The organism is Bordetella sp. (genome assembly GCF_051960075.1).
Lineage (GTDB): Bacteria > Pseudomonadota > Gammaproteobacteria > Burkholderiales > Burkholderiaceae_B > Bordetella.
In genome coordinates this window covers 25537-48063 of sequence record NZ_JBQCER010000082.1, presented here as the reverse complement: position 1 = coordinate 48063, position 22527 = coordinate 25537, and the positions used below count along the sequence as shown (strand labels likewise).

Genomic DNA, 22527 nt, shown 5'->3' with positions numbered 1-22527 from the left:
TGCCTGGGCAGTCGGGGCATAACCCCGAGCGCACTGCTTATTCCCAATCCAGTGCGCCCTTTTTCCATTCGTAGATAAAGCCGACCGTCAGGACGGCCAGGAAGACCATGACGGTCCAGAAGCCGACGAGGCCCAACGCGCCCTGGGCAATGGCCCAGGGAAAGAGAAAGGCGATCTCCAGATCGAAAAGAATGAAGAGAATGGCCACCAGGTAGTAGCGCACATCGAACTTCATCCGCGCGTCTTCGAAAGCCTCGAAACCGCACTCGTAGGGGGAGAGTTTTTCGGCGTAGGGACGCTTGGGGCCGATTACGGAGCCCGCTCCTATCAGCGCAAACCCGATCAGGGTTGCCACTACGATAAAGAGAAGGACAGGGAAATACTGTTGCAGGTTCATTGGGCGTCCATCGTCAATGCACAAACTAGTAGATTGTAGCAGTTAGCCGGTTACGTTCGGCTGACGCCGCTTACATCTGCTTTACCAACTGCAGGTAAAACACGGGAAGCACATAAAAAAACCGCCCTTTCGAGCGGTTTTTTTGACAGGCGGGCCGAAGCCCGCCTTGTGAGCCAGTTGCTCGAATCCATAACGGGGTTATACACCCCGCGCTGGATTAGAACTGGTGGCGCATGCCGACCACGCCGATCGTTTCCTTCTGACCGTCAACGTTGCCAGCGCCGTTGACGTAACCCAGGCCAGCGTACACGTTGGTGCGCTTGGACAGGTTGTACTGAGCGCCGATGCCGTAGACGTTCTGAGCGGAACCATTGCTGGTGTAGCCAGAGGTCTGCGAGCCGCCCAGGGTTTGATGCTGGAAGGTGGCGAAGAGGGTGGTAGCGGTGCCAACCGGAGCCGACACGCCCAGCATGAAGGCGTTTTGCTTCATACCGTTGTAGTACTGGTTGCCGTTGGGGGCGGTGAAAGCGCTGATGGAGGAGCCATCGATGGTGCCGACCGAGGCGCCACCAACCAGACCATTCCAGCCGCGAATGTAAGCGCCGTACACACGCACGACTTGGAAGTCGTACGAAGCGTCAGCCACGAGCTGGCGGATCGAGCCCGAACCATGGATCTCGGTCTGAGCGTAGGTCAGGCCGGCGAACAGAGGACCGTTCGTGTAGGTCGTGGTCAGGTCGAAACCGGGGGTGGTGCTGCTGCCCATCGGGTTGCCAGCGCTGTAGCCGTTGTCGTTGACGTTGAAGCTATAGCTGCCACCGACCTGGAAGCCGGCGAACACCGGGCTCATGTAACCGATTTCGTTGTCGGTACGGTAGGTGTTGATCGACGTCGCGACGTTACCCAGGTTGAGCGGGCCGAAGGAGTAGCCGAACGGATCGCTAGCACCGCTCTGCTGCATGTCGGTCGAGATCGTGGGGCCACGGCCAGCACGGACCATACCCCAGGAGGCGTTCTGCAGACCCAGGAAGGCGCGACGACCGAACAGACGCGAACCTTGGTTCGACTTGCCGTTGGTGACTTGGAAGCCGCTTTCGAGCTGGAACGTGGCTTGCGTACCGCCGCCCAGATCTTCCGTACCCTTCATGCCCCAACGAGGACCGGACTGGATGCCATTGGCCGTGCCGACCGAGCTGTAGCTGACACCCTTAGATCCCGTCGTCTTGACGTTGGCGAATTGGATACCCGTATCCAGAATACCGTACAGGGTAACCTGGGTTTCCGCTTGGGCCGCGCCAGCGAAGCCAGCAAAGCCGGCAAACAGGGCGGCAGCGAGCAGAGTCTTTTTCATTGAGAAATCTCCGTTGATTTGAGTGACAAGAGCAGCAATGCAGCTACGCTGCCCTGCATGCCCCCCTAACTCCGCTAAGGGAAGTTGAGAGTATTCCAACAAAATTTAGCGCCACTGGCTACGTTCCGAGCCTGAAAAGACGTGGTTTGCGTTCTTCTTGTTGGAAACCTGCAACACACGACACCGCCAACTTAGGGAGTACCCCAGGAAAATCGGGGCCACATAAGCGAGCACGCGACATTCCTTGCGGCTTTTCTTTATTTAACCTTAACCAGCGCAGCCAACCTAGCGCAACCGCTCTTGGCCGGCTTCCGATGTTGCATTCCGGCATCGCTCATTAGAAATCCGTATTGAAATTTAGGGACATAAGAGCAGCTGATTGACGTTCCGCTCTCGTCACTCAAGTCGACGGAGATTTCTCAATGAAAAAGATGAAAAGAACGCTACTCGCTGCCACCGTGTCTGCTGGCTTTGCTGGCGCAGCCGGGCGCAAACCCAGGCCGCCCAGCACGACACCCTGGATACCGGCATGCAATTTATTGACACCGAAGGCAGGAACGCCACCTGGCGCCCGATCGGTTTTGCCGCAATCGACACGCGTGAGGCGTTCAAAGAAGCGTTGAGTCAGGCGACGTTCAAGGCCGCCCTGCGCCAGACGGAATGGATAAGCCAAAAAAAACGGCCTGAAGATTCATCTTCAGGCCGTTTGCATAACCATTTGCTTCATCTTGGCGACCCCGCCGCGGCATATATATTTAGCCGCCGCACTCAGGCGACACTTTTGACGAGAAATCTGGCGCGCCCGGCAGGATTCGAACCCACGACCCCTTGGTTCGTAGCCAAGTACTCTATCCAACTGAGCTACGGGCGCATTTTGCTGCAGCATCTATTAATTTTGCTGCCGCTTTTTTGCGTTTTTGGCCTAAAACAAGCCATAGCCAAAGAAGCAAAGAAAAAGATTATATCAGTTTTTTAGAATGTTGGCCCAACCCGCACAAGCCGCCTCCCGCCGCATCTTTCTCGCAGACAAACCATAGTGGGTTTGTTATAAACCACGAATCTGGTTACCTTATTTTGCGCGAGACGCAACGCAAGAGACATTTCGTCCGTCTCCCCAAATTTTGCATGCACCGGCTGGTGCTGCTCCATGCGGTTGGGCGGGTCTCCTGACGAGTTTTTTTCCTCCATCCAAAATGAACGACCCGCAAAGCAGCAACACGGAAATCAAAAAAAGGGATATTGAAGATCCCAGGGCCGCCTTTGGTGTGCATAACCCTCGTGCCATAAGCCGATATCTGGCGCAGTCGGTAAATAACGGGGATCTCTACACAGTCCACTTTCGCGGCCAGCAATTCATCACCTGCCTGCTCGATGTCGACGTTCACGAAAACAGCCTCATTTTCGATTCGAGCCAGAGCAGCGAAGCCAACGCAGCGCTCCTGGCCGCAACGCGCAGCCGGTTCCGCGGACAAAGCGGCGGCGTCAACATCGAGTTCGATTTGTCGATCGTGCGAGCTACAAAATTCGACGGCCGATCGGCGCTCATGTCGACGCTGCCCGATGTGCTGTTCTACATACAGCGCCGTCAGTTCTTTCGCGTCAACACGCCGATCATCGATCCGTTCCATTGCTCGGGCAAGATGCTTCTTTCCCACAGCGGCGAGCGCGAATACGACGTCGAAATAAACGACCTGTCGTTGAGCGGCATAGGCCTGCGCTCGCCCGATCCCGTCGACCCCGGCACGCGACTGCCCGAGGCCTACATCGACCTGCGGGAAAACGGCAGCCTCGAAACCGATCTGCGCGTCGTCAATTGCAAGAAGATCGAGCTGGCCAATCGCAAAGAGGTGTATCACATCGGCTGCATTTTCGAGAACCTGTCGATGCAGCAGGAGATCAAGCTGCAAAGATACATCCAGCAGGTAGAGAAAGAGCTGGCAATGCTCAAGGGAACGAAAACCTGAGCTCTTCTCCTCCCGGGCTTTTACGATGAGGCGTTGCAGCGATCATGACGGACGCACTGCGCAGGGAGAAGGCGAATTCAGGGTTGCGGCGACGGATCGGATCCGCGCTGATCGCGATGCCCACGATGGCGAAAGCCATGTCGGCAATCGTGATCGTTGCCTTGGCGCTGGCTACCGCGTGGCTGGTCTATGCAACGGGAGGCATCCGCTACTCCTGGTCGCATCTGATCTATGTTCCGGTCGTGCTGGGCGGCTTCGCTTTCGGGGTATGGGGCGGCGTCCTAGCAGGCATCATCGGCGGACTGGCCCTGGGTCCGCTGATGCCGATCAATACGCTTACGGGAGAGATGCAGACCTTTCTGAACTGGGTCTACCGTCTTATCTTCCTGTGCATCAACGGAGCCCTGGTCGGCGCTTTGTCGCAGCTGTTCCGTCGCTATCTGTATAAGCTGCAATGGCTGCATGATCACCATGACGACACGGATCTGCTGAATCTGTCGGGATTGACCCTGGCGTTGAACGAGATGATACGCAGGACGCCCGATGAGCGCAGGCTGATCGTCGCGGCAATCCAGCTCAACGGCCTGCTCGATATTCAGAACACGTTCGGATCCGAATTCGGCGCGCGCCTGCTGCGCCAGATCATCGATCGCACCAAGCAGATGGTGCCGCCCGAGTCCCTGTTCGCCTTGATGCAGAACGACCGGCTCGCGATCGTGATCGATAGCGACGAGCCGCATCAGTCGACGCTCGACCGAATCGAGGAAATCTTCAACGAATCCTACGTGGTGGATGGCGTGCCCATCCACGTCAAGGCCAACGTCGGCCTTTCGCACTTTCCGGAGCATGCGCGCACGGCCGAAGACCTGCTGCAAAAGGCGGGCGTCGCCATGCACTGGGCCGATCTGAGCAAGTCATCCAGCTCGATCTACAACCTGGCGAACGACCACACCAACCGGGAGAACCTGAGCCTGCTCGGCGCCCTGCCCGGCGCCATCGCGCGCGGCGAGCTGCAGGTCTGGTACCAGGCCAAGATCGCGCTGCCCACCGACGAGGTGGTCGGCAGCGAGGCCTTGCTGCGCTGGAATCATCCGCAGCGCGGCCTGGTGCCGCCAGGCCTGTTCATTCCACAAGTCGAAGAAACCATGTTGATCGATCGCGTGACTCGCAGCGTGATCGCCACCGTGTTCGCCGACATGTCGGGCTGGCGCGCCGCGGGTCACAGGCAGCGCGTGTCGGTGAATCTCTCGGTCCATAATCTGCGAGATGACACGCTGCTCGATGCGATCGACATCAACGCCCGCCGATACGGTCTGACGGCGGACGACATCGAACTGGAAATCACGGAAAGCGCAGTGATGATGGATCTCGACCACGGTATCCGTGTGATTTCGCAACTGCGCGAACGCGGATACCGCGTAGCCATCGACGACTTCGGGGTAGGCCATTCTTCGCTGGCCTATTTGCAGAAGATGCGCGCTTCGGCCTTGAAGATCGATCAGGTTTTCATCAAAACGCTGGCGACGAACCCCAACAACCAGAAGATCGTTCGCGCCATTCTGCTTCTCGCCCAGTCTCTCGGGCTGGAAACGGTGGCCGAAGGCATCGAGGACTATGCCTCGCTGGCGCTACTGCGCGAATGGGGCTGCGAATACGGGCAGGGTTACGCAATCCATCGCCCCGCTCCGGAGACCGATTTTCTGCGCTTTCTCGAATCGCGAACCAGCGCACAGCCTATCGAGCCCCGATCGCCGGATTGAGTCTCATGAGTAGGCGCATGCGCTCGGTGAAACAGATGAGTGCCCGATTCCGGCCGAGTGCGCCGCTGCTCGGCAATAGCCCGGCGGTTCGATCTGAAGAGGTCGGGTGAACGCTAGTGGCCGGGAAGAAAAGCAGCGCTTTCGGCCACGGGCTCGCACAATACCCCTGACGACGTCAGGCTGCGGGAGAAATCAATTCGCCTGAAGCTTGATACCCGCCTTGCGGATTACCTCTGCCCAGCGCTGCGTTTCGGCCTTGATCTGATCGGCGAACTGCTGAGGCGTGTTGCCCACGGGAAAAGCGCCCGCGTTTTCCAGCTTGGCTGCCGTGTCCGGATCATGCATTGCCTGTTCGAAAGCCTGAGCCAGCTTGTCGCGGACCGGATCGGGAAGCCCGGCAGGAGCCACCACGCCGTACCAGGAGGTCACGTCATAACCCTGATAACCCTGCTCGGCGAAAGTCGGCAGATCGGGCAGTCGCGGATTGCGCGCTGTGCCGGTAATGGCCAGCGCACGCAGCATGCCGCTCTTTACATACGGCAGCGTTGAGGGGAAGTTATCGAAGATCACCGGCACGACGCCCGAGATGGTGTCATTGATTGCCGGAGCCGATCCGCGGTAGGCCACGCTGCTCATCTTGGCGTCGATGAGCTGGAGAAACCAGATCATTCCCAGGTCGTTCACGCCACCGGCCCCCGCATTGGCATAGCTCTCCTTGCCGGAATTGGCCCGCACATGCGCGACGAACTCGGCCAGGTTCTTGGCCGGATATTTGGGATTGACCGCCAGAATATTCGGGCTCGCCGCCAGATTGCTGATCGGCGTGAAGTCACGCACGGGATCGTAGGGCAGGTTCGGGAAGAGATGCGGAGCCGTGCCTTGGGTGGAGACTGTCGCCAGCCCCAAGGTATAGCCGTCGGGCTTGGAACGCGCCACGAAACCCACGCCGATGGTTCCCGAGGCGCCGGCCCGGTTCTCCACTACGATCGGTTGCCCCAGCATCGCCCCTGCCTTGGCTGCAGCCACACGGCCGACGATATCCGTCGGACCGCCCGCCGGGAACGGAATGATGAGGGTAAGGGGGTGGTCGGGAAAAGCAGCCCAGGCGGTTGACGTCAGGAACACCAGTGCCAAGGCGGCACAAAGTTTGCGCATCATGATGCAGATCTCCTTGCGTTGAGGGTATTGTCGAAAAATTCGATTGAAGACGACAGGTCGTTCATTTCGCCCGCAGGACCTTGCCCGGCCGCGCCTGGCGATGCGCTGGCGGATAGACGGCAACGCCGTTTACCAGAACGGCGACGATGCCTTGCGAGGGGCGCGTGGGTTCGTCCCAGGAGGCCAGGTCCAGGATCGAATCAGGATCGAAGACCACGACGTCGGCACTCGCACCGGGCCGCAGAATGCCCCGCCCTTCGAGACCGAATACCTGGGCCGGCAGCGACGTCATTTTTGCCACCGCCGATTCCAAAGACATCAGGCCCGAGTCGCGCGCATATCGGCCCAATACCCGAGTAAACGAGCCCCAGAGCCGGGGGTGCGGCCTGGCATCGCCAGGCAGGCCGTCGGAACCGACCATGCAGCGCGGATGTCGAAAGATGCGTTTGACTTCGTCTTCGTCCATGGCGAAATAAATCGCTCCGGCGGGCAGCAGGCGCTGCGCAGCCTCGGTTCGCGAGCACCGCCACTGCGCGGCAATGTCGGCCAGATAGCGCCCGCTGCATTCGGGATGCGGAGTCGACCAGGTAATGCGGATTTCATCGAGAGATTCAGCTCGTTCCGGGATCAGGATGGTGGAGCTTCCCGAATAAGGGTAGATGTCGAGCGCGACATCCAGGCCTTCGACGCGCGCCTGGTCTATCTTGGCCAATGTCGCCGCGCTACGCCCCCAATTGCGCGGCATCATGCATTTGTGATGCGAGAGAACCGTGGCGCAGGCGGCCGCGCGCCCGACGCCCAGAACTTCCTCGACCGAGGCCTCGACGGCATCTGCCTCGTTGCGGATATGGCTGGTGTGCACCCGGCCATGCCGCGCGGCCACGCGCGCCAGGCCTACAAGCTCATCCGGCGTGGCGTAACCGCCGGGTTCGTACGCCAAGCCGGTAGAAAACCCCACAGCGCCCGCCTGCATGGCTTCTTCAAGCATGTGCTCCATGGCTCTCTGCTCGTTGGGGTCGGGCGCGCCGGACGGATCCGCCATAACCGCCAGCCGCAGGTTGCCATGTCCCACGAGCGTCGCGACATTGATCATGGGGCGGGCATCCTTCAGGGCATCCAGGTATGTCGCCATGTCGGGAAAAAGCGGGGTCTTGCCCAAGAGGGCCAAAGCCGCCGCCCGATTGCCCGCCAGCGGCGCCGGCGCGGCGCTCATGCCGCAATTGCCCACCACGACGGTGGTGACGCCCTGAGTGGTCTTCCAGCTCAGATCCGGTTTCTCGAGGAACATCAGATCGTCGTGCCCATGCACATCGATGAACCCGGGCGCGACGATCTTGCCGGCTGCGTCCAGGGTGCGACCGGCAGGCGACCGCGACAGATCTGCGATGGCCGCAATCCTGTCGCCGCAGATGCCTACGTCTGACCGATATCCCGGCGCGCCGCTGCCGTCGAGCACAATGCCTCCGACGATTTTCAGGTCGAGCGGTTCGGAAAGCGGCGCAGGGGCAACGGTCATGACGGATCCAGTCTCGGATTTGATTTCCGATGCAGTATCGTCTTGAGAATCAATCTGAAAAAATTCTTTTAATTGATCGATCAATCTCATTTTGAAATGAATCGCCTACCCAAGCACATCACGATCAAACACCTGAACGCCTTTGTCGCGGTTGCTCAGGAAAGCAGTTTCACGCGTGCGGCCGCCCGGCTTTTTCAGACACAGTCTTCGGTGACCACGCTGATACGGCAGATCGAAACCGCGTTGGGAGCGGAATTGTTTTCCCGCACCAGCCGCAAAGTGCTGCTGACGGCGCTGGGGCAGGAGTTTCTTCCCCGCGTGATGCGCTTGCTGGCCGATTTCGAAGGTGTGATCGGCGATGCCGTGCGATACGGCGCGCTGGAGCGAGGCCGTGTGGGCGTTGCCGCGGCGCCTTCTGCGATTACCGAACTCATCGCGCCGGCCGCGGCGTCCTATTCGAGCCGCTACCCCGGTATCCGCCTGTATCTGCGCGATGACGACTCGGGCAATATCCAGCGCCTGGTGAGTTCGGGCGAGTTCGATTTCGGCCTTACCAGTCGTTGGGCGGACGCGCCCGGTCTGCATTTCGAACCGCTGCTGGAGGATCAGTTCGGCGCCTTATACCGCGCCGACGACCCTGACATCGCGCCAGCTCGCAACGGGACACTGCACTGGAAAGCGCTGGCCGGACGCAAGCTCGTCGGCGTCGTGGACCAGACCGGAATAATGGCTCTGCTCCGTTCCCGCGCAGACATCCCCATCGAAGCTGCCGCGCCTTTCTACGAAGCGTCCAGCACGACGTCCCAAGCCGCGCTGGTCCTGTCCGGGCTGGGCATCGCCTTGATGCCGGCCCTGGCAGCCCATCGCGTCATGCAGCCCGGGCTTCGCTTTGCGCTGCTGGCTCGTCCGGTGGTCATGCGCACGCTGCACATCATCACTCTGCGCGACATTACGCCGACCCCGGCCGCCCAGGCTTTCATAAAAGCCATACTCGCGCATGCCAGGAAAACGAAGCTGCCCGTCGGCTGCCGCTGCCTATAGCCTTATCGATGCGACAAGCCGTTTTACTCGATGCCTGCACGCATGCCTGGCGCAGCAGACGTTCCGCTCGTCTTCGATTTTTCACGCCTCGATGAAGGTGAGCGATGCGTTCCGCCAGAATCTCGGTATTGCGACAGGCGACGGCATCGATCAGAAAATAGGCGCAAATATGGTGAGCAGATTCTGCCAGAGAATTCGGCGCATGGGGCGCTTGCGCATGTCGCTGCGTGAGACTTCGCGGGCGTTGGCCAGGTAGATATGCTGCCGGTCCCGGATCGCTGCCGCGGTGTCGCGGCAATAAAGCAGAATATTGTTATCGAAATTGAGCTCGAGGCTTCTGCGGTCCATGTTCGCCGAGCCGATCAAAGCCGCTTCGCCGTCGGCGACCAGCGTCTTGGCATGAAGCAGCCCGCCCAAAAACTCGAAGATTCTCACCCCCGCTTCGGTCAGTTCGGCATAGGTCGCCCGGCTCATCGCGCCCACCGCGACGGAGTCGTTGCGCGCGGGCAAGATCAGCGTCGTCTCCACGCCGCGCCGAGCGCAGGAGATCAGGGCTTCCATCAGAGGTGGATCTGGCACGAAATACGGTGTCGAGATGATCGCCTCCCGCTCGGCGCCGTAAAGAACGCCGACGAACGCGTCCGACATCGCGCCTTTGGCTGACATGGGGCCTGTGCCGAAGGCAATCGCCGGAAAGCCGCCGACCGCGGGTAGCGCGGGTAACGGCGCGATGGCGCCGGACAGATCCTCACCGGCCTCCACCATCCAGGCGTCGACGAAGAGCATCTGATTCTGACGCACCACCGGGCCTTCGAAACGCATCATGATGTCCACCCAAGGGGCGAAATCGGGCTTGATGCGGAATTCGGGATCGGCGCAGTTCTGGCTGCCGCAATATGTGATCCGATCGTCGACCACCACGATCTTGCGGTGATTGCGTAAATCGATGCGGCTACCTTCCAGAAAGGCGAGTCCTCGGCGCATCTTGAGCGAAACGCAAAGTCGCACGCCGGCGTCGCGCATCGTGCGCCAATGCTCCGATCTGATGATCGCGCGCGAGCCTATGGCGTCGGCCATGACCCGGCATATCACCCCGCGCAGCGCCGCCCGCTTCAAGGCCTCGACGACCTTGAGCCCATTGTGGTCGGTCAGCCATATGTAGAAAGAAATATGGATAGTTGCACGCGCATCGTCGAAATCGCGCACCATCGAATCGATCGCGGCGTTGGAATCGGCGGCGATCGTGGCGCTATTGCCGCCCACGGCCGGCCAGCGGCCGATGCGTTCGCACACCCTGAACGCCGCATGGAATCGGTTCGGCACGCTTGTCAGCACGGCCGCGGCGGCGGCGGCGGCAACGCCTTCGTGCCGCTCCAGTTCTCTGGACACTCTCCTCGCCCGGCGCCGGAATTGCAGCGCCACCCACGGCTCACCGAACAGGACATAGGCCGCGACGCCGATCATCGGCAATAGCAGCAGGATCAGCAGCCACGCCGCCCGGGAATAGGGATTGCGGCTCTCGACCAGCAGCGATCTCACGATGACCGCAAGATGGATCAGCGTCAGCAGGACTATCGAAATCAAATGCGACGGTGGGGTTTCCATCGACGATCGGCCTCTCGTGATTTCATGGAAGGATAGTAATTTAACGATCGTCCGGCTTTACTCCCGCCGAAACAGGCTGCGGCGGCAACAACAGCAGGCTTTCGTCTACGCTCAATTCGGACAGCACGACCCCTGCCCCCTGCTCGTCCGCCACACGCTCGAGCACTTGCAAAGCGGCAGGCTTCAAGCGGGCCAATATCAGCGGTACCTTGCGCGATCGGCACGCAGCGGTTAAGAGCTGCAGAGATTCGAGCGCCGTGCCGTCCAGATCCGGGCTTTCCTCCAGACTGAGCATGACGGCCCGCAAGTCGGGCTGTGCCGAGATCAATTGCATTACGCCGTTGAACAGCCGGTCGGCGTTGGCGAAGAACATCTGCGCTTCGGGCCGTACGATGAGCACGCCCGGAACGGCCTTTGCCTCGGCATGCTGAGCGAGGTCGACAAAGTCATGGCTATCGCCCAGACGCCCGAGCATGCTCAGCTTGGGTTCGGACAGCTTGCGCAGCGTCATGATCAGGCTCAGGCCGATGCCGGCCAGCAGGCCGTGCAGCACGCCCAACACCAGCACGGCCAAAATAGCCGCAGCCGTCACCAACCGATCGCGCCGCCAGACCCAATAAGGACGGAACACCGCCGGACGCAGGGAATGGCTGACGGCGAAGATGACGATGGCAGACAGCACAGCCTCGGGCGTGCGTGCCAGTTGCGGCAGCAGCAGCCACACTGCCAGCACGATGATGAGCGCCGCGCAAAGACCGGCGCGGCGCGATTGAGCGCCGGCTGCTTCATTGGCGGATGTCGCCGAATATCCCGCCCCCACCGGCATGCCGCGCAGCAGGCCGGACAGCAGGTTGGCGCACCCCAGAGAGAACAGGTCGCGATTGGCCGACACCGTATCGCCGTGCTTGAGCGCGAAGTTTCGTATCGAGCCATACGACTCGGCATACAGAATGAGCACCAGCGCCATGCCCAGCTCGATCGCCTGCAGCCAGGCATTGCGATCGAGCCGGGGTACGTGCAGGCCGATATCTTGCAGATCGATGGCGCCCACCACGGCGACGCCGTATCGCTGCCAGTCGACGACATAGCTCGCTGCGATGCCCATGATGATGACCATCAGAGACGCAGGCAAGCGCGAACCGCGTCCGCAGGCAAACAGCAAGGCCAGCGCCAGGCCGCCTACCGCCAGGCTGACCAGGTTGGCATGAGGCAGGCCGGCCAGCAGGTCTACCACAATGCGCAGCGTATCGCCGTGCCTGATCGGCACCACCAGAAAAGTCGGCAGCTGCTTGATCGCCATGGTCAGCGCCAGCCCGAAGGTGAATCCGCGCAGCACCGGCCGGGAAATGAAATCGGACATGCCGCCCAGGCGCGCCGCGGAGGCCAACATGAAAAGAACGCCCGTCACCGCCACCAGCATCGCGGCAACCGCCAGGTGCGCGCCCGGACCACCGGCCATGTTTTGCACGGTAGCCGCCAGCACCGCAGCCGACGACGAGGTTGACGAAACAATGGCGTAGCGACTGCTGCCGGTCAGCCCGTATACGACCAGGCCGATCACCAGCGCGATCAGGCCTGCCTGCGGCGGCAAGCCCGCCAGACCGGAGTAGGCGACCGCCTCGGGAATGAGCAGGCCTGCTATCGATGCGGCCGCGATCAAGTCGCGCATCAGTTGCGCGCCTCGCGCGACCAGCCCGGAAGATGGCGTTCGGCGGCCGCGTGCCTGCGCTGCCTTGCGCCTGGCGATTGCCGGCAATCGCCATAGACGCTGACCTGCCGATGACCCGCCATAAACTGCGTAGGCTGCGGGCGCTCGGCCCGGGCCGCATTGACACCCATATCGTTGCCGTATGTCATGGCTTGCTCCCTATTGCTGTCGCCGCCTCGTTTGCGCGTCGCAGCGTCGGGGCATCGTAACGCTTGCGGCCGCTTTCCGGCTGGCTCTGCGGTCAGCCGCGATTCCGGGCAAGGCGGGAGTTTACCGATTTAAGCCGCGGCACCGGGGCTAGCTGACGCGCGTCTCGATCCCGACGATATGGCCATCGGGCGCGTGGTGAATCACCGACACATAGCTGCGGCGCAACTGATCGAGCTGCTCGACGGAGATGCCGAAGCTGGCCGCCAGGTCCTCGCGCGAGAGCGCGGGCGGCGAAGCGCGCCGGTCCAGCCCGCCAAAACGCTTGGCGTTGTACTTTGCCCATGCGTACAGCACCAACGCAATGCAGACGGCCACCAAAAAGTAGACCAACAGGGTACCCAGGGACGGCAGCAGATGCCTCAGCGTGGATATTTCCTCCGTACCTTGCCGATCGCCTTTCACGATCGACACGACGCCGTTGGCGAGCAGGTAAAGGAACGCGAACCACGCCAGCGCGGTCAACACCGAGTCGATGAGAAAATGCAGCAGAGAACGCGGTGTCCGGATGATCATGATTTTTCGTCGGATTTCTTGATGCCCCGGTCGGGGCTGGTCCAGCGGGCACGCTGGCGCGGCGTCTTGAACAGCACTTTGGGAAAGCTGCACAGCGTGGTCAGCATGCTGATGAGCCAGTAGACCAGCGGATACCAGATCATCCAATACAGCGTCTGGGTAAGCCCGGGCTCGTAGCGGCGGTCTATCCATATGCTCAGGCTGAACTGCCCCAGGCAGACCATCGCCAGCAGCATGCCGGTGAATGCGGGAGGCACCAGGTTGTGGATGTGTACCTGAGGCGGCAAGGCCATAAAATGGCCCAGAGCCCAAAGCAGGACGGACAGCGCGAAGGCGAAGGCCCAGATCGAGGACAGGCAATATTCCAGCAGCATGGGCCAGAGGCGCCGGTGCCGCCAGACCCAGATCGTGCGGATGTTCTTGAGCAGCACCTCGGTGCCGCCCTGGGCCCAGCGCAGGCGCTGCTTCCACAGCCCGCGCAGCGTTTCCGGCATGAGTATCCAGCACAGGGCGCGCGGCTCGTAGAAAATCGACCAGTGATCGCGCTGCAGCTTCCAGCTGATGTCGATGTCCTCGGTCACCATATCCAGGCTCCAGTACCCGACACGATCCAGCGCACTGCGCCGGAATGCGGCGATCACGCCGGACACCGTGAAGATCTGGCCGTAGATGCGCTGCGTGCGCTTGATCAGGCCGATGATGGAGGAGAACTCGCCGACCTGGACGCGACCTATCAGCGTCGAGCGCGTGCGGATGCGCGGATTGCCCGTTACCGCCCCCACGCGCGGATTTTCAAGCATCGGAGCGACCAGATAAGGCACGGCGTTCGGATCGAGAAGCGCATCGCCGTCGATGCAAACCAGATATTCGCCATGTGCCGCCAGCGCGCCCATGCGCAAGGCCATCGCCTTGCCCTGGTTTTGCGCCAGATGCACGACCCTCAGCCGGTCGTGCTCGGTTTCGAGCTTGTCGAGCATGGCGCCGGTTTCGTCGGAGGAACCGTCGTTGATGGCAATCACCTCCACATTCAGATAGCGCTGACCCAGCGCCGCCAGAATGGTGGACGGCCCGTGGTCGGCTTCGTTGAAACACGGGATCAGGATGGAGACCTGCGGATGGCCCTTGAGCTCGGGCGGCGCGACGTCCTCGCCCCACTTCCAGTGGCGTTCCCAGTGCAACCAGTAGTACAGGCCGCCGAACATCCACAGAGCGGACATGAACAGCGGATAGAAGAAGACGAAGTCCAGGATCAAATTGCCGGTCCAGGTCAATGCCACGCCCAGAGGCGCGCCCAGCACGACGCACAGGATAAGCAAGGCAAACAGTCGGTCGAACATCATCGGTAGGGGTACCATTCTTGCGAGATGACGGGCCGGATCGTCTTGATCGCGGGCTGGTTGCGCACAAAATCGTCAGGGTAATAGCCGAAATTATTCACGCCATCGAGCTTGAGCTGCTGCATCCAGCCGGCCAGCACCTTGCTGTCGACACCGGGTTCGCCGGGCTTGCTCCAATCGCGGCTTTGCAGCTCGAAAATCGTACGGTCCATCGCACCCGGATGCTTCTTCACGGCGGACACCAGCATGTCGAGCCAGTTGCGGGCCTGGCCGGCCGGCACTTTCTCCATCAGCGGCATGGCCATGGGCACGGTCCAGTCATAGGCCTGAAGGAAATCGTTCAGGTTCTGGGCGAACCACGCTTCGCTATCCGGATCGAGTATCGGTTCAGCAAAGATATTGCGCGCGGTTTTGACCTGCGGTCCTCGCACTTCGCGCACATGCTCGATCAGCGTGCGCGTGAAGTCGATCAAATACCGGCTCTTGAAACGGGCCCAGCGCCGCATCGCGTCCGGGTCGGCACGCAGCGCCTGGATCGAGCCGGGCAGGCCCGCCCCGGCGTAGGCCGCCAGCGCCTGCGGACCGGCGTCTTCGAAATCGCCGAGCACGGCATCGTCATGGAACAGGACGCCGCCGATCGGCGCGCTGCGCGCCATATCTTCATACAGGCCGATGATGGCGGCGCGCGCGCGCGGATCGAACGGCGACAACCGCCGGTACTGCGACGGATCCGGCGTCGGCGCCGCATCGGGATTGCTCGGGTCCCAGCGCGTGACACGCGCGATGGACGGGTCCAGATCGAAGCTCAGGACCGGCATCCAGGCATAGACCTTGACGTGTGCGCGCGTCTGCAATTGCCAGACCGCCCGGTTGAAAAGATCGGCCCGCATAGGCAGCCAGCGATTCGGAAAATAAACGGATTTGACCAGGCCGTCGCCCTTGGGATCGGCGTAGGCCTGCAGGAAAACCGTGCTGACGCCCATGTCGACGATGCGCTGCACCAGCGCGCCCAGGTTTTTGTCCATCTGCGCCGGATCCGGGTCATACACGTAGTCCAGGTCGGCTTGCACCACGCGCACGATAGGATGCGCTTCCGCGCTCAGCACGAGCTGGGCGAAGCCGGCCATGTCGGGAGAGCCGGCCACCAGGACGCGCGGCTCGGACATGAGCCGATCCACATTGCCCAGGCCGTCGTCCAGGGTGAACGCCGCCTTGTAGCCCAGACTGCGGATGATGGAGATCGCCTCGCCGTTGGCCGATCCGTATGGCCACACCCATACGCGCGGCGTCTTGCCGGTGACCTCGCGCAGCTTCTCGGTCATGCGCCGTGCGTCGTCGCGGATGCGCTTGCGGTAGACGGCGTCCGTTTCGTAGGTATGCGTGGCCGCATCGTAGCGATGCGTGGTCTCGGCCGGTTCGGTGTTGCCCTGGGGGTTGGCTGGAATGCCCATGTGCTGGTCATAGGTGTGCGACGCGATCTCGACCAGGCCGGATTGCGACACCTCGCGCACCTCTTTCCAGGTGGCGAAGCGGCTGCGCGGCTCCATCACGCCGCCGAAGTTCACTTCCGTGTCCGGCGGCGCGCCGACCCAGGCCGCCACCGGCGCCCAGACGGCGTGCCAGCCGTAGGCCTTCAGGATGGGATAGGCGCGGGCGTAGAAGCTCCGGAAGCCATCGTCGAAGGTCAGCAGCACGGCCTTGGGCGGCAAAGGTTTGCCGCCTTGATTGGCGGCCAGGATCTGGTCGATCGAGATGGGCTGGTAACCATTGTCGTGCAGCCACTGCATCTGGGCCACGAAGAGGTCCGTGCGCACAGCCACGAACGTCTGGTTGCGGCCGTTATCTTCGATGTCGTGATAGGCCAGCGTGATGAAATGATTGACCGGCCAGGGCTTGTCGACGCTGGATACGGCCCGCTGGGCGGGCGGGATGAATGTCGGGATGTCGCCTGCATGCGCCGGCAGCAGAAGGACATAGCAAGCCAGCAGCAGGTAGCGCCGGCGGGAAAGAAAAAGCGACATAAGATGCTCCGCCTCAGAATCGGTATGTCAGATCGACCAGAACGGAGTAGTCGCGCTCACGCTGGCCATCGTAGGTTCGGGACGTGGCGGACAGCATGAAGCCGGCGTCCAGCACTTTGTTGTAGCGAAACCGCTGACCGTAGCCCACGGTGTACAGGCCGCTCGTGCCGTAGCCCTGCTCCGTGTAGGTACCCGCCCCCGCCACGATTTGCTGCTCCCAGTCTGTGTCGTAGCGCTGATAAAGCACGTGCGTGAGCCGCAGTTCGGGCACGGCTGTCAGATCGGACCTGGGATTGAAATAGGTCGCATTGCCCAGCGTGTTGTGCGAGGCGGACAGGTCGAGCAGCGCGTCGAGCTTGAATCGGTGCGAGGTATACAGGCGCTGCAGTCCGGCGGCATTGATCTCCATTCGCGTGTTGCCGTCGGTGAAATGCGAGGGCGTGAACGAGAGACTCCATTCGGTGCGGTTGTCGCCGCGCCAGCGCACGTTCGCGTTCAGACTGTTGGCTGTGATGTCATGCTTGAGCGCACGCAGCGGGGTCGCATCGCGCGACAGCAGGGCTGCGCCGCCGCCGATCTGCCAGTGGTCGTTCAGGTCCACCGAGCCCGACAGCGCGGCGCCGGCGCGCAGCCCATAGCCGAAATCGTTGCCTGAGACTTCTCCCTGGACCGTGACGCCGCGGCTACGCCATTGGGCGCCCGCTCGCGCCCAGCGGTAAGTGCCGACGCCCTCCGGAAAGTCGCTGTACGAATACCCTGCGCCGGCAAACGCGCGCCAGTTTTCATCGATGGGCGGCGAGTACAGCGTCGACGAGAGATCGGTTTCGTGGCTGCCCACCACGGGGCTGTCGGTCGATACATCGTGGCCGGCCGTCACGCGCAGTTCGGACATATTGTGGATGTCCCAATCACGCGCCAGGTCCTGCACCGACAGGCTCTGCGGCGAGCGGCTCACCACGTCGTCGCGCAGAAGCCGCGCCTGGCGCCATTCCTGCAGGTCGAGCGCCGTCTCGCCCTGATTGGTCTCGACGTCGATCGAGCGCGGCGATTGTGCCTGCGCCAGCGCGAGATCCTGCTCGGCATGCCGGGGAAGACCGCGCGAGCGATAAATCTGGGATCTTGCCGTATAGAAGCGGGTATTGCCGGGCGCGGCGTCCACCATCGCATCCAGACGCTTCTGCGCCTGCGGCGTGTCGCCTTCGTACAGGTCGCCCTGCCCCTGGGTGAGCGCCAGGTCCAGCTTCAGATCGTTGGGCTGGCGCGACGGATCTCCCGGGACGTACAGCCACGTCGGCTGCCCGGCGACGGCGGCTTTCAATTCGGTGTTGGCCTTGTCCGCATGGCCTGATTCCGTCAAGGCATAGAACAGCCCCGTCTGATCGTTGACCCGGGCCTTCGGGTCTTCTCTGTCTGCCGCCGAAGCCAGCGAACGCTGGTATAGCTGCGCCGCCCTCTCGGGCTGGCGCAGGTAGAGGTAAGCATCGGCCACATCGCTCAGCGCATAGGCGGGAACGGCCACGCCGCGCGCGGCCATGGCCTCATAGCCCGCGACGACATCCTTCATGCGCGCGCGCGCGTGCAGCGCCAGCAGCCGGTCGACCTGCAGGCGCTCGACGTCGGCGCGCGCGGCGGGTCCCTGGGCCTGCCATTCGGGGATCAGCGTGTCGTACAAGGCCAGCGCGCGATCGGCCACCATGTAGCGCTCGGCCTCGCCTCGCGCGGAGGTATCCGCGATGCGGGTCAGCTGCGCGGCCGTGTCGGCCTGCAGCGCCCTGATCTGCGCCGCATCCAGCATGCCGGGATGCGCGTCGGCCACACGCAGGGCGTTTTGCGCGAGGCCCGCGTTCTGCAGCGCCTGGATGTAAGAACGCACCACATACGCCTTGTCCGGCGCCAGGTCGTAGGCCCTGGTGTTTTGGTCGAGTTCGGCATAAGGCTGCCTGCCTATCTGGTAGGCATAGCCCAGGGCAAGATAGCTGTCGGGGTTGCGCGGCTGGCGTTGCACCAGCTTTTCACCCAAGGCCACCGCCTCGGGGATGCGCCGGGCGTCGGCCAGCGTCATGATCCGGCCCAAGGTGAACGCCACCTGCGACGGAAAACGGCGCTCGCCCTCCTGGAACAAGGCCAGCGCCTTGTCCCATTGCGTGGCATCGCGATAGGCGCGTGCGACGGCGATCAGCGACGACGCGGACAGGCTCCCTCCGGGCGCGGCCGATTCATAGTCCTGAATAAGCTTGCTTTCGCCGTCGGGCAGCGCTGCCCACCACAAAACCGGAAAAGCGAGCGCGGCGCAGATCGCCATCGCGGCACGAGGTAAATAAATCGGCATGAAGTTACTCACTTGCTCGCAAGGCATGCCCGCATCGTGCGGATATGCCTAGGCATTCTCGCGAAACGACTCGCGAGAATCGGAAATCGGATGCGACGTCTTGCCTTGCGGGACGCGAGGTCGTCAGGCGGCGTTCGTTATCGGTACTTATGCCTGCATCCGGCTGGGTGCCGGAAGGACCTGATTTGCGGTGAGTGTTGCGGGTACTCAGTGCCGATGCTACAGCACAGGTAGAAGCGCTGCAATTGAAAATGCAGGGGGAGAGTTCTGAAAGCAGTCATGGCAAGCGGCGCCAGATCTGGCAAGGCGGAGCTGCGGCTTTCTGAACCGCATTCTTGAAGCATAACCTTGCGTCTTCAGCGCATGCTCCCTGGCGGTAGGTTATGCAGGGACACATGCTGTTGAGCTGAGATTCTATGAAGCGCGGCCCAGACCGTCAAGGCTAGCAGCCGGAAAGCGCAGGCTGCATTGTTGCCCAAACCCGACATGCTGGCATGTATGACGAATTTCTGACGGGATTTCTAGGCCGCGGCACAGGGCATGCTCTGCGTGTTCGCTACGGGTGTCGGGGAGAACGACGGCATGACGATGCAATGGCTGAGTAAAAAGGGAGGAATTCACACTATTTGCGTGTTCCCGTTCGCCTACGTCCGCTTTTATCTCAATCAGAATAGGGGAAGGTGTTATTTTTTATCTAAATAAGCCTCATCACAATCGGATTGAAGGCTTCGAACTATATCCAGCATGTTTACGGCCTCAGGTTCTGAGTGCGTTATTTTTATATTGTCCGTTGGTGTTGCTTGCCTCGTAATTCGTGACTTGAAGAACATATTCATCACAAATTGCACACCTTCTTCTCCAACCTCTCGCATGTTTTCTTCGTAGTAAATTCCACGGGCTTGAGGACCCGTAATGATCTCATAGGAAGGAAAATAGTCTACATATGATAGCGTTCGGACGCACTCATCGGCTGCGGCGCGCAAGATGCTCTTTGAAGCGATGGAAGACTGTAGAACACCGCGTCGTTCTGCCGTGGCGACCAGCATGACTGGCGAGACGGTCAAAAGTACTTTAACGTTTTTATTTATGCTGCGCACAATATCAAACGTCGTATTGAGATCGTCCAAGCATTCTCCAAAAGACATGTTTTTGAATTCGTGAATGCTTGGGTCAAATGTGCCGGCAATGACCCCTGGACAAATTCCGTAACTATAGTCATAGACCTTGTTTATCCAAGACTCAGTGAGTCCCAACGTAAAAACAAAGACCGTACATGAAGACAATACACTACGCACTCGCCTAAGGTGATATCGCCGATCGGCCATCGCGTCAGCTTCGGACGAGAAGCCATCAGGCACAGCTCGCGGGCGCAGGGCATCGCACCAACGACCATCGGGTCGTTGCACGAACTCGAAGATTGGCTTTCTTAAACCAGCGGCCTGTTGCACCAGCTCCCGCAATTGTCGAGTTGTATAAAGATTGCCATAACGCGCTGAAAACACGCCATATCCGTGCCCAGCTCCTTCCGGAACCATCGGATGCCGCTTTTCGCCGACAAGTAAATGTCCGCCTCGATCAACCAATGCTCGGCCGAAATGCTGAGCGAAACAAGAACCAGCCGTAGCAAAGAGATCATTTTCAATTCTGAATACAAACTTCGGCTCTGGGTCATAGTCGACATCTGCAACCGACCGCCCCTCCACACTTCGGCGCCAGAAATGCAAATCAGGAAGACTACTATATGGATGCATAGTGCTTATCTCATAGTGTCTGTTTAAATGAGTTCGATAATTTTTCTAGCAGTAAGTCGGCCGAACTCAATATTTCCTCGCCCATAGCCGTCATCAAACTCGGGCTTCAAAAAGCCATCCGTAGTGAATGCTTCTAATCGTTCTTCAATGAAATCAATATTCAGCTTTGATGTTATTTGGCGCATCATTTTCATGTTTTCTCGGTGAATTTTTATTCTAATCGACGAGCGCAACGGCGTATATTTTCCATTTTTGCCCATAATGAGCAACGGTGGCGGTGGAGCCACATGAATAATTTTTTTGTGCGGCTGAAAGTGTCGCATCACAAATAAACAGGCCTCAACCCAAGATACGGACTGCTGTGTCCATTGGTTGACATAGAGACCATCGATCGGGGGGCGCTCTGCATCGATATCTTCATATGGAAAGATATCAAAATCCGGCAAGTATGTGGCCCTGCTAAGCTCGCTGCCATTGATCACAGACACAATAACGTCAAAATCAGCCACATCGACCAAAAACTGCCTCAATTCGTAAGTGCAGTCAATACTCAACTCCCCTGCTTCATTTTTTTTAAAATGAGCAGCTGGGTGTGTCTCGCTATTTAGCAAACAGAATTTTGCGCCACAAAACTCTGGAAATTCATCTATTGACGTTATATCGAAGAGACGCCCTTTCGTGTTGACATTCTCCCAACCAAAGGGAGCGTCAATATTGGGATTTTCAGTAGTCAGATCCCGGCGAAGCGATTGGCGCCAGGATCCTATGGCATTCAGCAATGCTACAGTCTGGCAGTAGCCGATAATCGCTATTTTTGACATATAGATGCAATGCTCCAAGTTTCCGCAAAGATAACTGACAACTTTATCTGCTTTGCCCTACAACATCACCAAAATCCTATCATGATCGGCAATACTACTCGAGTGATTTAGAGCTGCTGTATTCAAAGCTGACAGGGATGTCAGTGTATGCAGTCATCGGATTCTGCCAATCATGTCCATAGCGGTCACCTGAAGCCCTGCTGCTCAAAAAAGTATCGAGGCAGATTGAACGTTTGGCTCACTTTTACTTCGGCATCACCTGCAAAACTGGCTCAAATCCCGCTCGCGGCGCCAGTAGGTAGTAGACCCCTGCTGGAGGCTTAAGGGGCTCCGATGGCTTTATCGGTAAGCTGCTGAGCAAGTCTGGGGCAGCCGTAGGCTAGCGTCTTTTGCTTGCCCAGATAACGATAATTCCAGCGCCGGAGCTGGCCGCCGAATTTCGGCAGATACCGACCAAGACACCAACAAGAATGATGGTATGGCAATGTATTGTGATGCACTGCCCTGCACAAATAAAAAACCCTAGAGCGTTGATTTCTCTAGGGTTTATGTAGGCATTGCACTGCTTTGTACTGCTTTCTGGTGCGTCGGCGAGACTGAAATTGTGGCTGGAAAGCCGCATAAATGCTTGATCTAGTCTATTTTAAATCTGATAACGCCCCCAAAAACGCCCCCAAAGCTTGAGCGCTGGGAACGCTCCGGCATGCGATATTGGCGGGTCTGAGCCAACTGGCGGCCATCAGTTCGGGTTACGAGTGAAGACCCAAACCTAAGGGGTAGCGCACTTGCATAGGGTAGCAAGGCGTTGCCCCACGTCGGACTCGCCTCCAGGGCTACATGATTCCTCTAAGGTCAGAGTAGACGAACTTGGGAGTGTCAGTCACTCGGCGGTCTCGCAGGCATTCCAATTCACGTCTGTTCCCCGCCACAATGATGCCGGGCTCGTTGGGTCTTCCACATCTACGCTTTGAAGGTGTAGTCCCATATCTCGCGTTTTTGTACTTAGGCCGATCAAGAAGCGGGAGTCAATCGGGAAAAAAGAATT

The 22527-nt window shown here is 60.0% G+C and carries 18 protein-coding genes and 1 tRNA gene; 3 read left to right on the top strand and 16 right to left on the bottom strand.

What is annotated here, in order from left to right; all coding sequences use genetic code 11:
* Positions 1-37 precede the first annotated feature (37 nt).
* The 4 genes from ACTHJ1_RS13840 to ACTHJ1_RS13825 form a co-directional block, all read right to left on the bottom strand.
* Positions 38-397 carry an NADH-quinone oxidoreductase subunit A gene (locus ACTHJ1_RS13840; RefSeq protein WP_440193300.1) on the bottom strand — a complete coding sequence of 120 codons (360 nt, stop codon included), beginning with the start codon at positions 395-397 and terminating at the stop codon, positions 38-40.
* Between the two features lie 217 nt (positions 398-614).
* Positions 615-1748, bottom strand: a complete 1134-nt coding sequence (locus ACTHJ1_RS13835) for a porin (protein WP_440193298.1) — start codon at positions 1746-1748, stop codon at positions 615-617.
* A gap of 400 nt (positions 1749-2148) precedes the next feature.
* On the bottom strand, positions 2149-2421 hold the full coding sequence (locus tag ACTHJ1_RS13830; RefSeq protein WP_440193296.1) for a hypothetical protein: 273 nt from the start codon (positions 2419-2421) through the stop codon (positions 2149-2151).
* A 121-nt stretch (positions 2422-2542) separates the two neighbouring features.
* Positions 2543-2619: transfer RNA gene (locus ACTHJ1_RS13825), tRNA-Arg, on the bottom strand.
* 394 nt (positions 2620-3013) lie between these two features.
* Between ACTHJ1_RS13825 and ACTHJ1_RS13820 the strand changes: the two genes are divergently transcribed.
* Positions 3014-3712 (top strand): flagellar brake protein, encoded by a 699-nt coding sequence (locus ACTHJ1_RS13820; RefSeq protein WP_440193294.1) that lies wholly within the window; start codon positions 3014-3016, stop codon positions 3710-3712.
* On the opposite strand, the gene ACTHJ1_RS13815 is transcribed toward ACTHJ1_RS13820, so the two are convergent.
* The gene (locus ACTHJ1_RS13815) at positions 3693-3851 is read right to left on the bottom strand and encodes a hypothetical protein (protein ID WP_440193292.1); all 159 of its coding nucleotides are present in this window, start codon (positions 3849-3851) and stop codon (positions 3693-3695) included. The two genes, ACTHJ1_RS13820 and ACTHJ1_RS13815, sit on opposite strands and share 20 nt — an antisense overlap.
* Between ACTHJ1_RS13815 and ACTHJ1_RS13810 the strand changes: the two genes are divergently transcribed.
* Positions 3850-5472 carry a putative bifunctional diguanylate cyclase/phosphodiesterase gene (locus ACTHJ1_RS13810; protein ID WP_440193290.1) on the top strand — a complete coding sequence of 541 codons (1623 nt, stop codon included), beginning with the start codon at positions 3850-3852 and terminating at the stop codon, positions 5470-5472. The genes ACTHJ1_RS13815 and ACTHJ1_RS13810 overlap by 2 nt on opposite strands.
* Before the next feature lie 192 nt (positions 5473-5664).
* Here the strand turns inward: ACTHJ1_RS13810 and ACTHJ1_RS13805 are convergent, their stop codons facing one another.
* Positions 5665-6630 (bottom strand): Bug family tripartite tricarboxylate transporter substrate binding protein, encoded by a 966-nt coding sequence (locus ACTHJ1_RS13805; RefSeq protein WP_440193288.1) that lies wholly within the window; start codon positions 6628-6630, stop codon positions 5665-5667.
* A gap of 61 nt (positions 6631-6691) precedes the next feature.
* Positions 6692-8146, bottom strand: coding sequence for an N-acyl-D-amino-acid deacylase family protein (locus ACTHJ1_RS13800; protein ID WP_440193286.1), 1455 nt, complete (start codon positions 8144-8146; stop codon positions 6692-6694).
* A 96-nt stretch (positions 8147-8242) separates the two neighbouring features.
* Between ACTHJ1_RS13800 and ACTHJ1_RS13795 the strand changes: the two genes are divergently transcribed.
* A complete protein-coding gene (locus ACTHJ1_RS13795; protein ID WP_440193284.1) occupies positions 8243-9187 on the top strand; it encodes a LysR family transcriptional regulator in 945 nt (314 codons plus the stop codon).
* Positions 9188-9337: 150 nt separating this feature from the next.
* Here the strand turns inward: ACTHJ1_RS13795 and cls are convergent, their stop codons facing one another.
* The 9 genes from cls to ACTHJ1_RS13750 form a co-directional block, all read right to left on the bottom strand.
* Positions 9338-10792, bottom strand: a complete 1455-nt coding sequence (cls, locus tag ACTHJ1_RS13790) for a cardiolipin synthase (protein ID WP_440193282.1) — start codon at positions 10790-10792, stop codon at positions 9338-9340.
* Between the two features lie 40 nt (positions 10793-10832).
* On the bottom strand, positions 10833-12485 hold the full coding sequence (locus tag ACTHJ1_RS13785) for a SulP family inorganic anion transporter (RefSeq protein WP_440193354.1): 1653 nt from the start codon (positions 12483-12485) through the stop codon (positions 10833-10835).
* Positions 12461-12649, bottom strand: coding sequence for a hypothetical protein (locus ACTHJ1_RS13780; protein WP_440193358.1), 189 nt, complete (start codon positions 12647-12649; stop codon positions 12461-12463). The genes ACTHJ1_RS13785 and ACTHJ1_RS13780 overlap by 25 nt, the downstream gene beginning before the upstream one ends.
* Positions 12650-12797: 148 nt before the next feature.
* Positions 12798-13223 (bottom strand): poly-beta-1,6-N-acetyl-D-glucosamine biosynthesis protein PgaD, encoded by a 426-nt coding sequence (gene pgaD / locus ACTHJ1_RS13775; protein WP_440193280.1) that lies wholly within the window; start codon positions 13221-13223, stop codon positions 12798-12800.
* Complete coding sequence (gene pgaC, locus ACTHJ1_RS13770) at positions 13220-14560, bottom strand: poly-beta-1,6-N-acetyl-D-glucosamine synthase (protein ID WP_440193352.1); 1341 nt, start codon at positions 14558-14560, stop codon at positions 13220-13222. Before pgaC ends, pgaD begins: the two co-directional genes overlap by 4 nt.
* On the bottom strand, positions 14560-16581 hold the full coding sequence (gene pgaB, locus ACTHJ1_RS13765; RefSeq protein WP_440193278.1) for a poly-beta-1,6-N-acetyl-D-glucosamine N-deacetylase PgaB: 2022 nt from the start codon (positions 16579-16581) through the stop codon (positions 14560-14562). Before pgaB ends, pgaC begins: the two co-directional genes overlap by 1 nt.
* Positions 16582-16594: 13 nt before the next feature.
* Complete coding sequence (pgaA, locus tag ACTHJ1_RS13760) at positions 16595-18910, bottom strand: poly-beta-1,6 N-acetyl-D-glucosamine export porin PgaA (RefSeq protein WP_440193276.1); 2316 nt, start codon at positions 18908-18910, stop codon at positions 16595-16597.
* 683 nt (positions 18911-19593) lie between these two features.
* Positions 19594-20661 carry a GSCFA domain-containing protein gene (locus ACTHJ1_RS13755; protein ID WP_440193274.1) on the bottom strand — a complete coding sequence of 356 codons (1068 nt, stop codon included), beginning with the start codon at positions 20659-20661 and terminating at the stop codon, positions 19594-19596.
* A gap of 23 nt (positions 20662-20684) precedes the next feature.
* Positions 20685-21482, bottom strand: a complete 798-nt coding sequence (locus tag ACTHJ1_RS13750; RefSeq protein WP_440193272.1) for a hypothetical protein — start codon at positions 21480-21482, stop codon at positions 20685-20687.
* Between the last annotated feature and the right edge of the window lie 1045 nt (positions 21483-22527).

What these genes read in the sequence shown, in the direction of transcription:
- ACTHJ1_RS13840 (WP_440193300.1), bottom strand. Translation starts at nt 397, where the DNA reads ATGAACCTGCAACAGTATTTCCCTGTCCTTCTCTTTATCGTAGTGGCA.
- ACTHJ1_RS13835 (WP_440193298.1), bottom strand. Translation starts at nt 1,748, where the DNA reads ATGAAAAAGACTCTGCTCGCTGCCGCCCTGTTTGCCGGCTTTGCTGGC.
- ACTHJ1_RS13810 (WP_440193290.1), top strand. Translation starts at nt 3,850, where the DNA reads ATGTCGGCAATCGTGATCGTTGCCTTGGCGCTGGCTACCGCGTGGCTG.
- ACTHJ1_RS13815 (WP_440193292.1), bottom strand. Translation starts at nt 3,851, where the DNA reads ATGGCTTTCGCCATCGTGGGCATCGCGATCAGCGCGGATCCGATCCGT.
- ACTHJ1_RS13805 (WP_440193288.1), bottom strand. Translation starts at nt 6,630, where the DNA reads ATGATGCGCAAACTTTGTGCCGCCTTGGCACTGGTGTTCCTGACGTCA.
- ACTHJ1_RS13800 (WP_440193286.1), bottom strand. Translation starts at nt 8,146, where the DNA reads ATGACCGTTGCCCCTGCGCCGCTTTCCGAACCGCTCGACCTGAAAATC.
- ACTHJ1_RS13795 (WP_440193284.1), top strand. Translation starts at nt 8,243, where the DNA reads ATGAATCGCCTACCCAAGCACATCACGATCAAACACCTGAACGCCTTT.
- cls (WP_440193282.1), bottom strand. Translation starts at nt 10,792, where the DNA reads ATGGAAACCCCACCGTCGCATTTGATTTCGATAGTCCTGCTGACGCTG.
- ACTHJ1_RS13780 (WP_440193358.1), bottom strand. Translation starts at nt 12,649, where the DNA reads ATGACATACGGCAACGATATGGGTGTCAATGCGGCCCGGGCCGAGCGC.
- pgaD (WP_440193280.1), bottom strand. Translation starts at nt 13,223, where the DNA reads ATGATCATCCGGACACCGCGTTCTCTGCTGCATTTTCTCATCGACTCG.
- pgaC (WP_440193352.1), bottom strand. Translation starts at nt 14,560, where the DNA reads ATGTTCGACCGACTGTTTGCCTTGCTTATCCTGTGCGTCGTGCTGGGC.
- pgaB (WP_440193278.1), bottom strand. Translation starts at nt 16,581, where the DNA reads ATGTCGCTTTTTCTTTCCCGCCGGCGCTACCTGCTGCTGGCTTGCTAT.
- pgaA (WP_440193276.1), bottom strand. Translation starts at nt 18,910, where the DNA reads ATGCCGATTTATTTACCTCGTGCCGCGATGGCGATCTGCGCCGCGCTC.
- ACTHJ1_RS13755 (WP_440193274.1), bottom strand. Translation starts at nt 20,661, where the DNA reads ATGCATCCATATAGTAGTCTTCCTGATTTGCATTTCTGGCGCCGAAGT.
- ACTHJ1_RS13750 (WP_440193272.1), bottom strand. Translation starts at nt 21,482, where the DNA reads ATGTCAAAAATAGCGATTATCGGCTACTGCCAGACTGTAGCATTGCTG.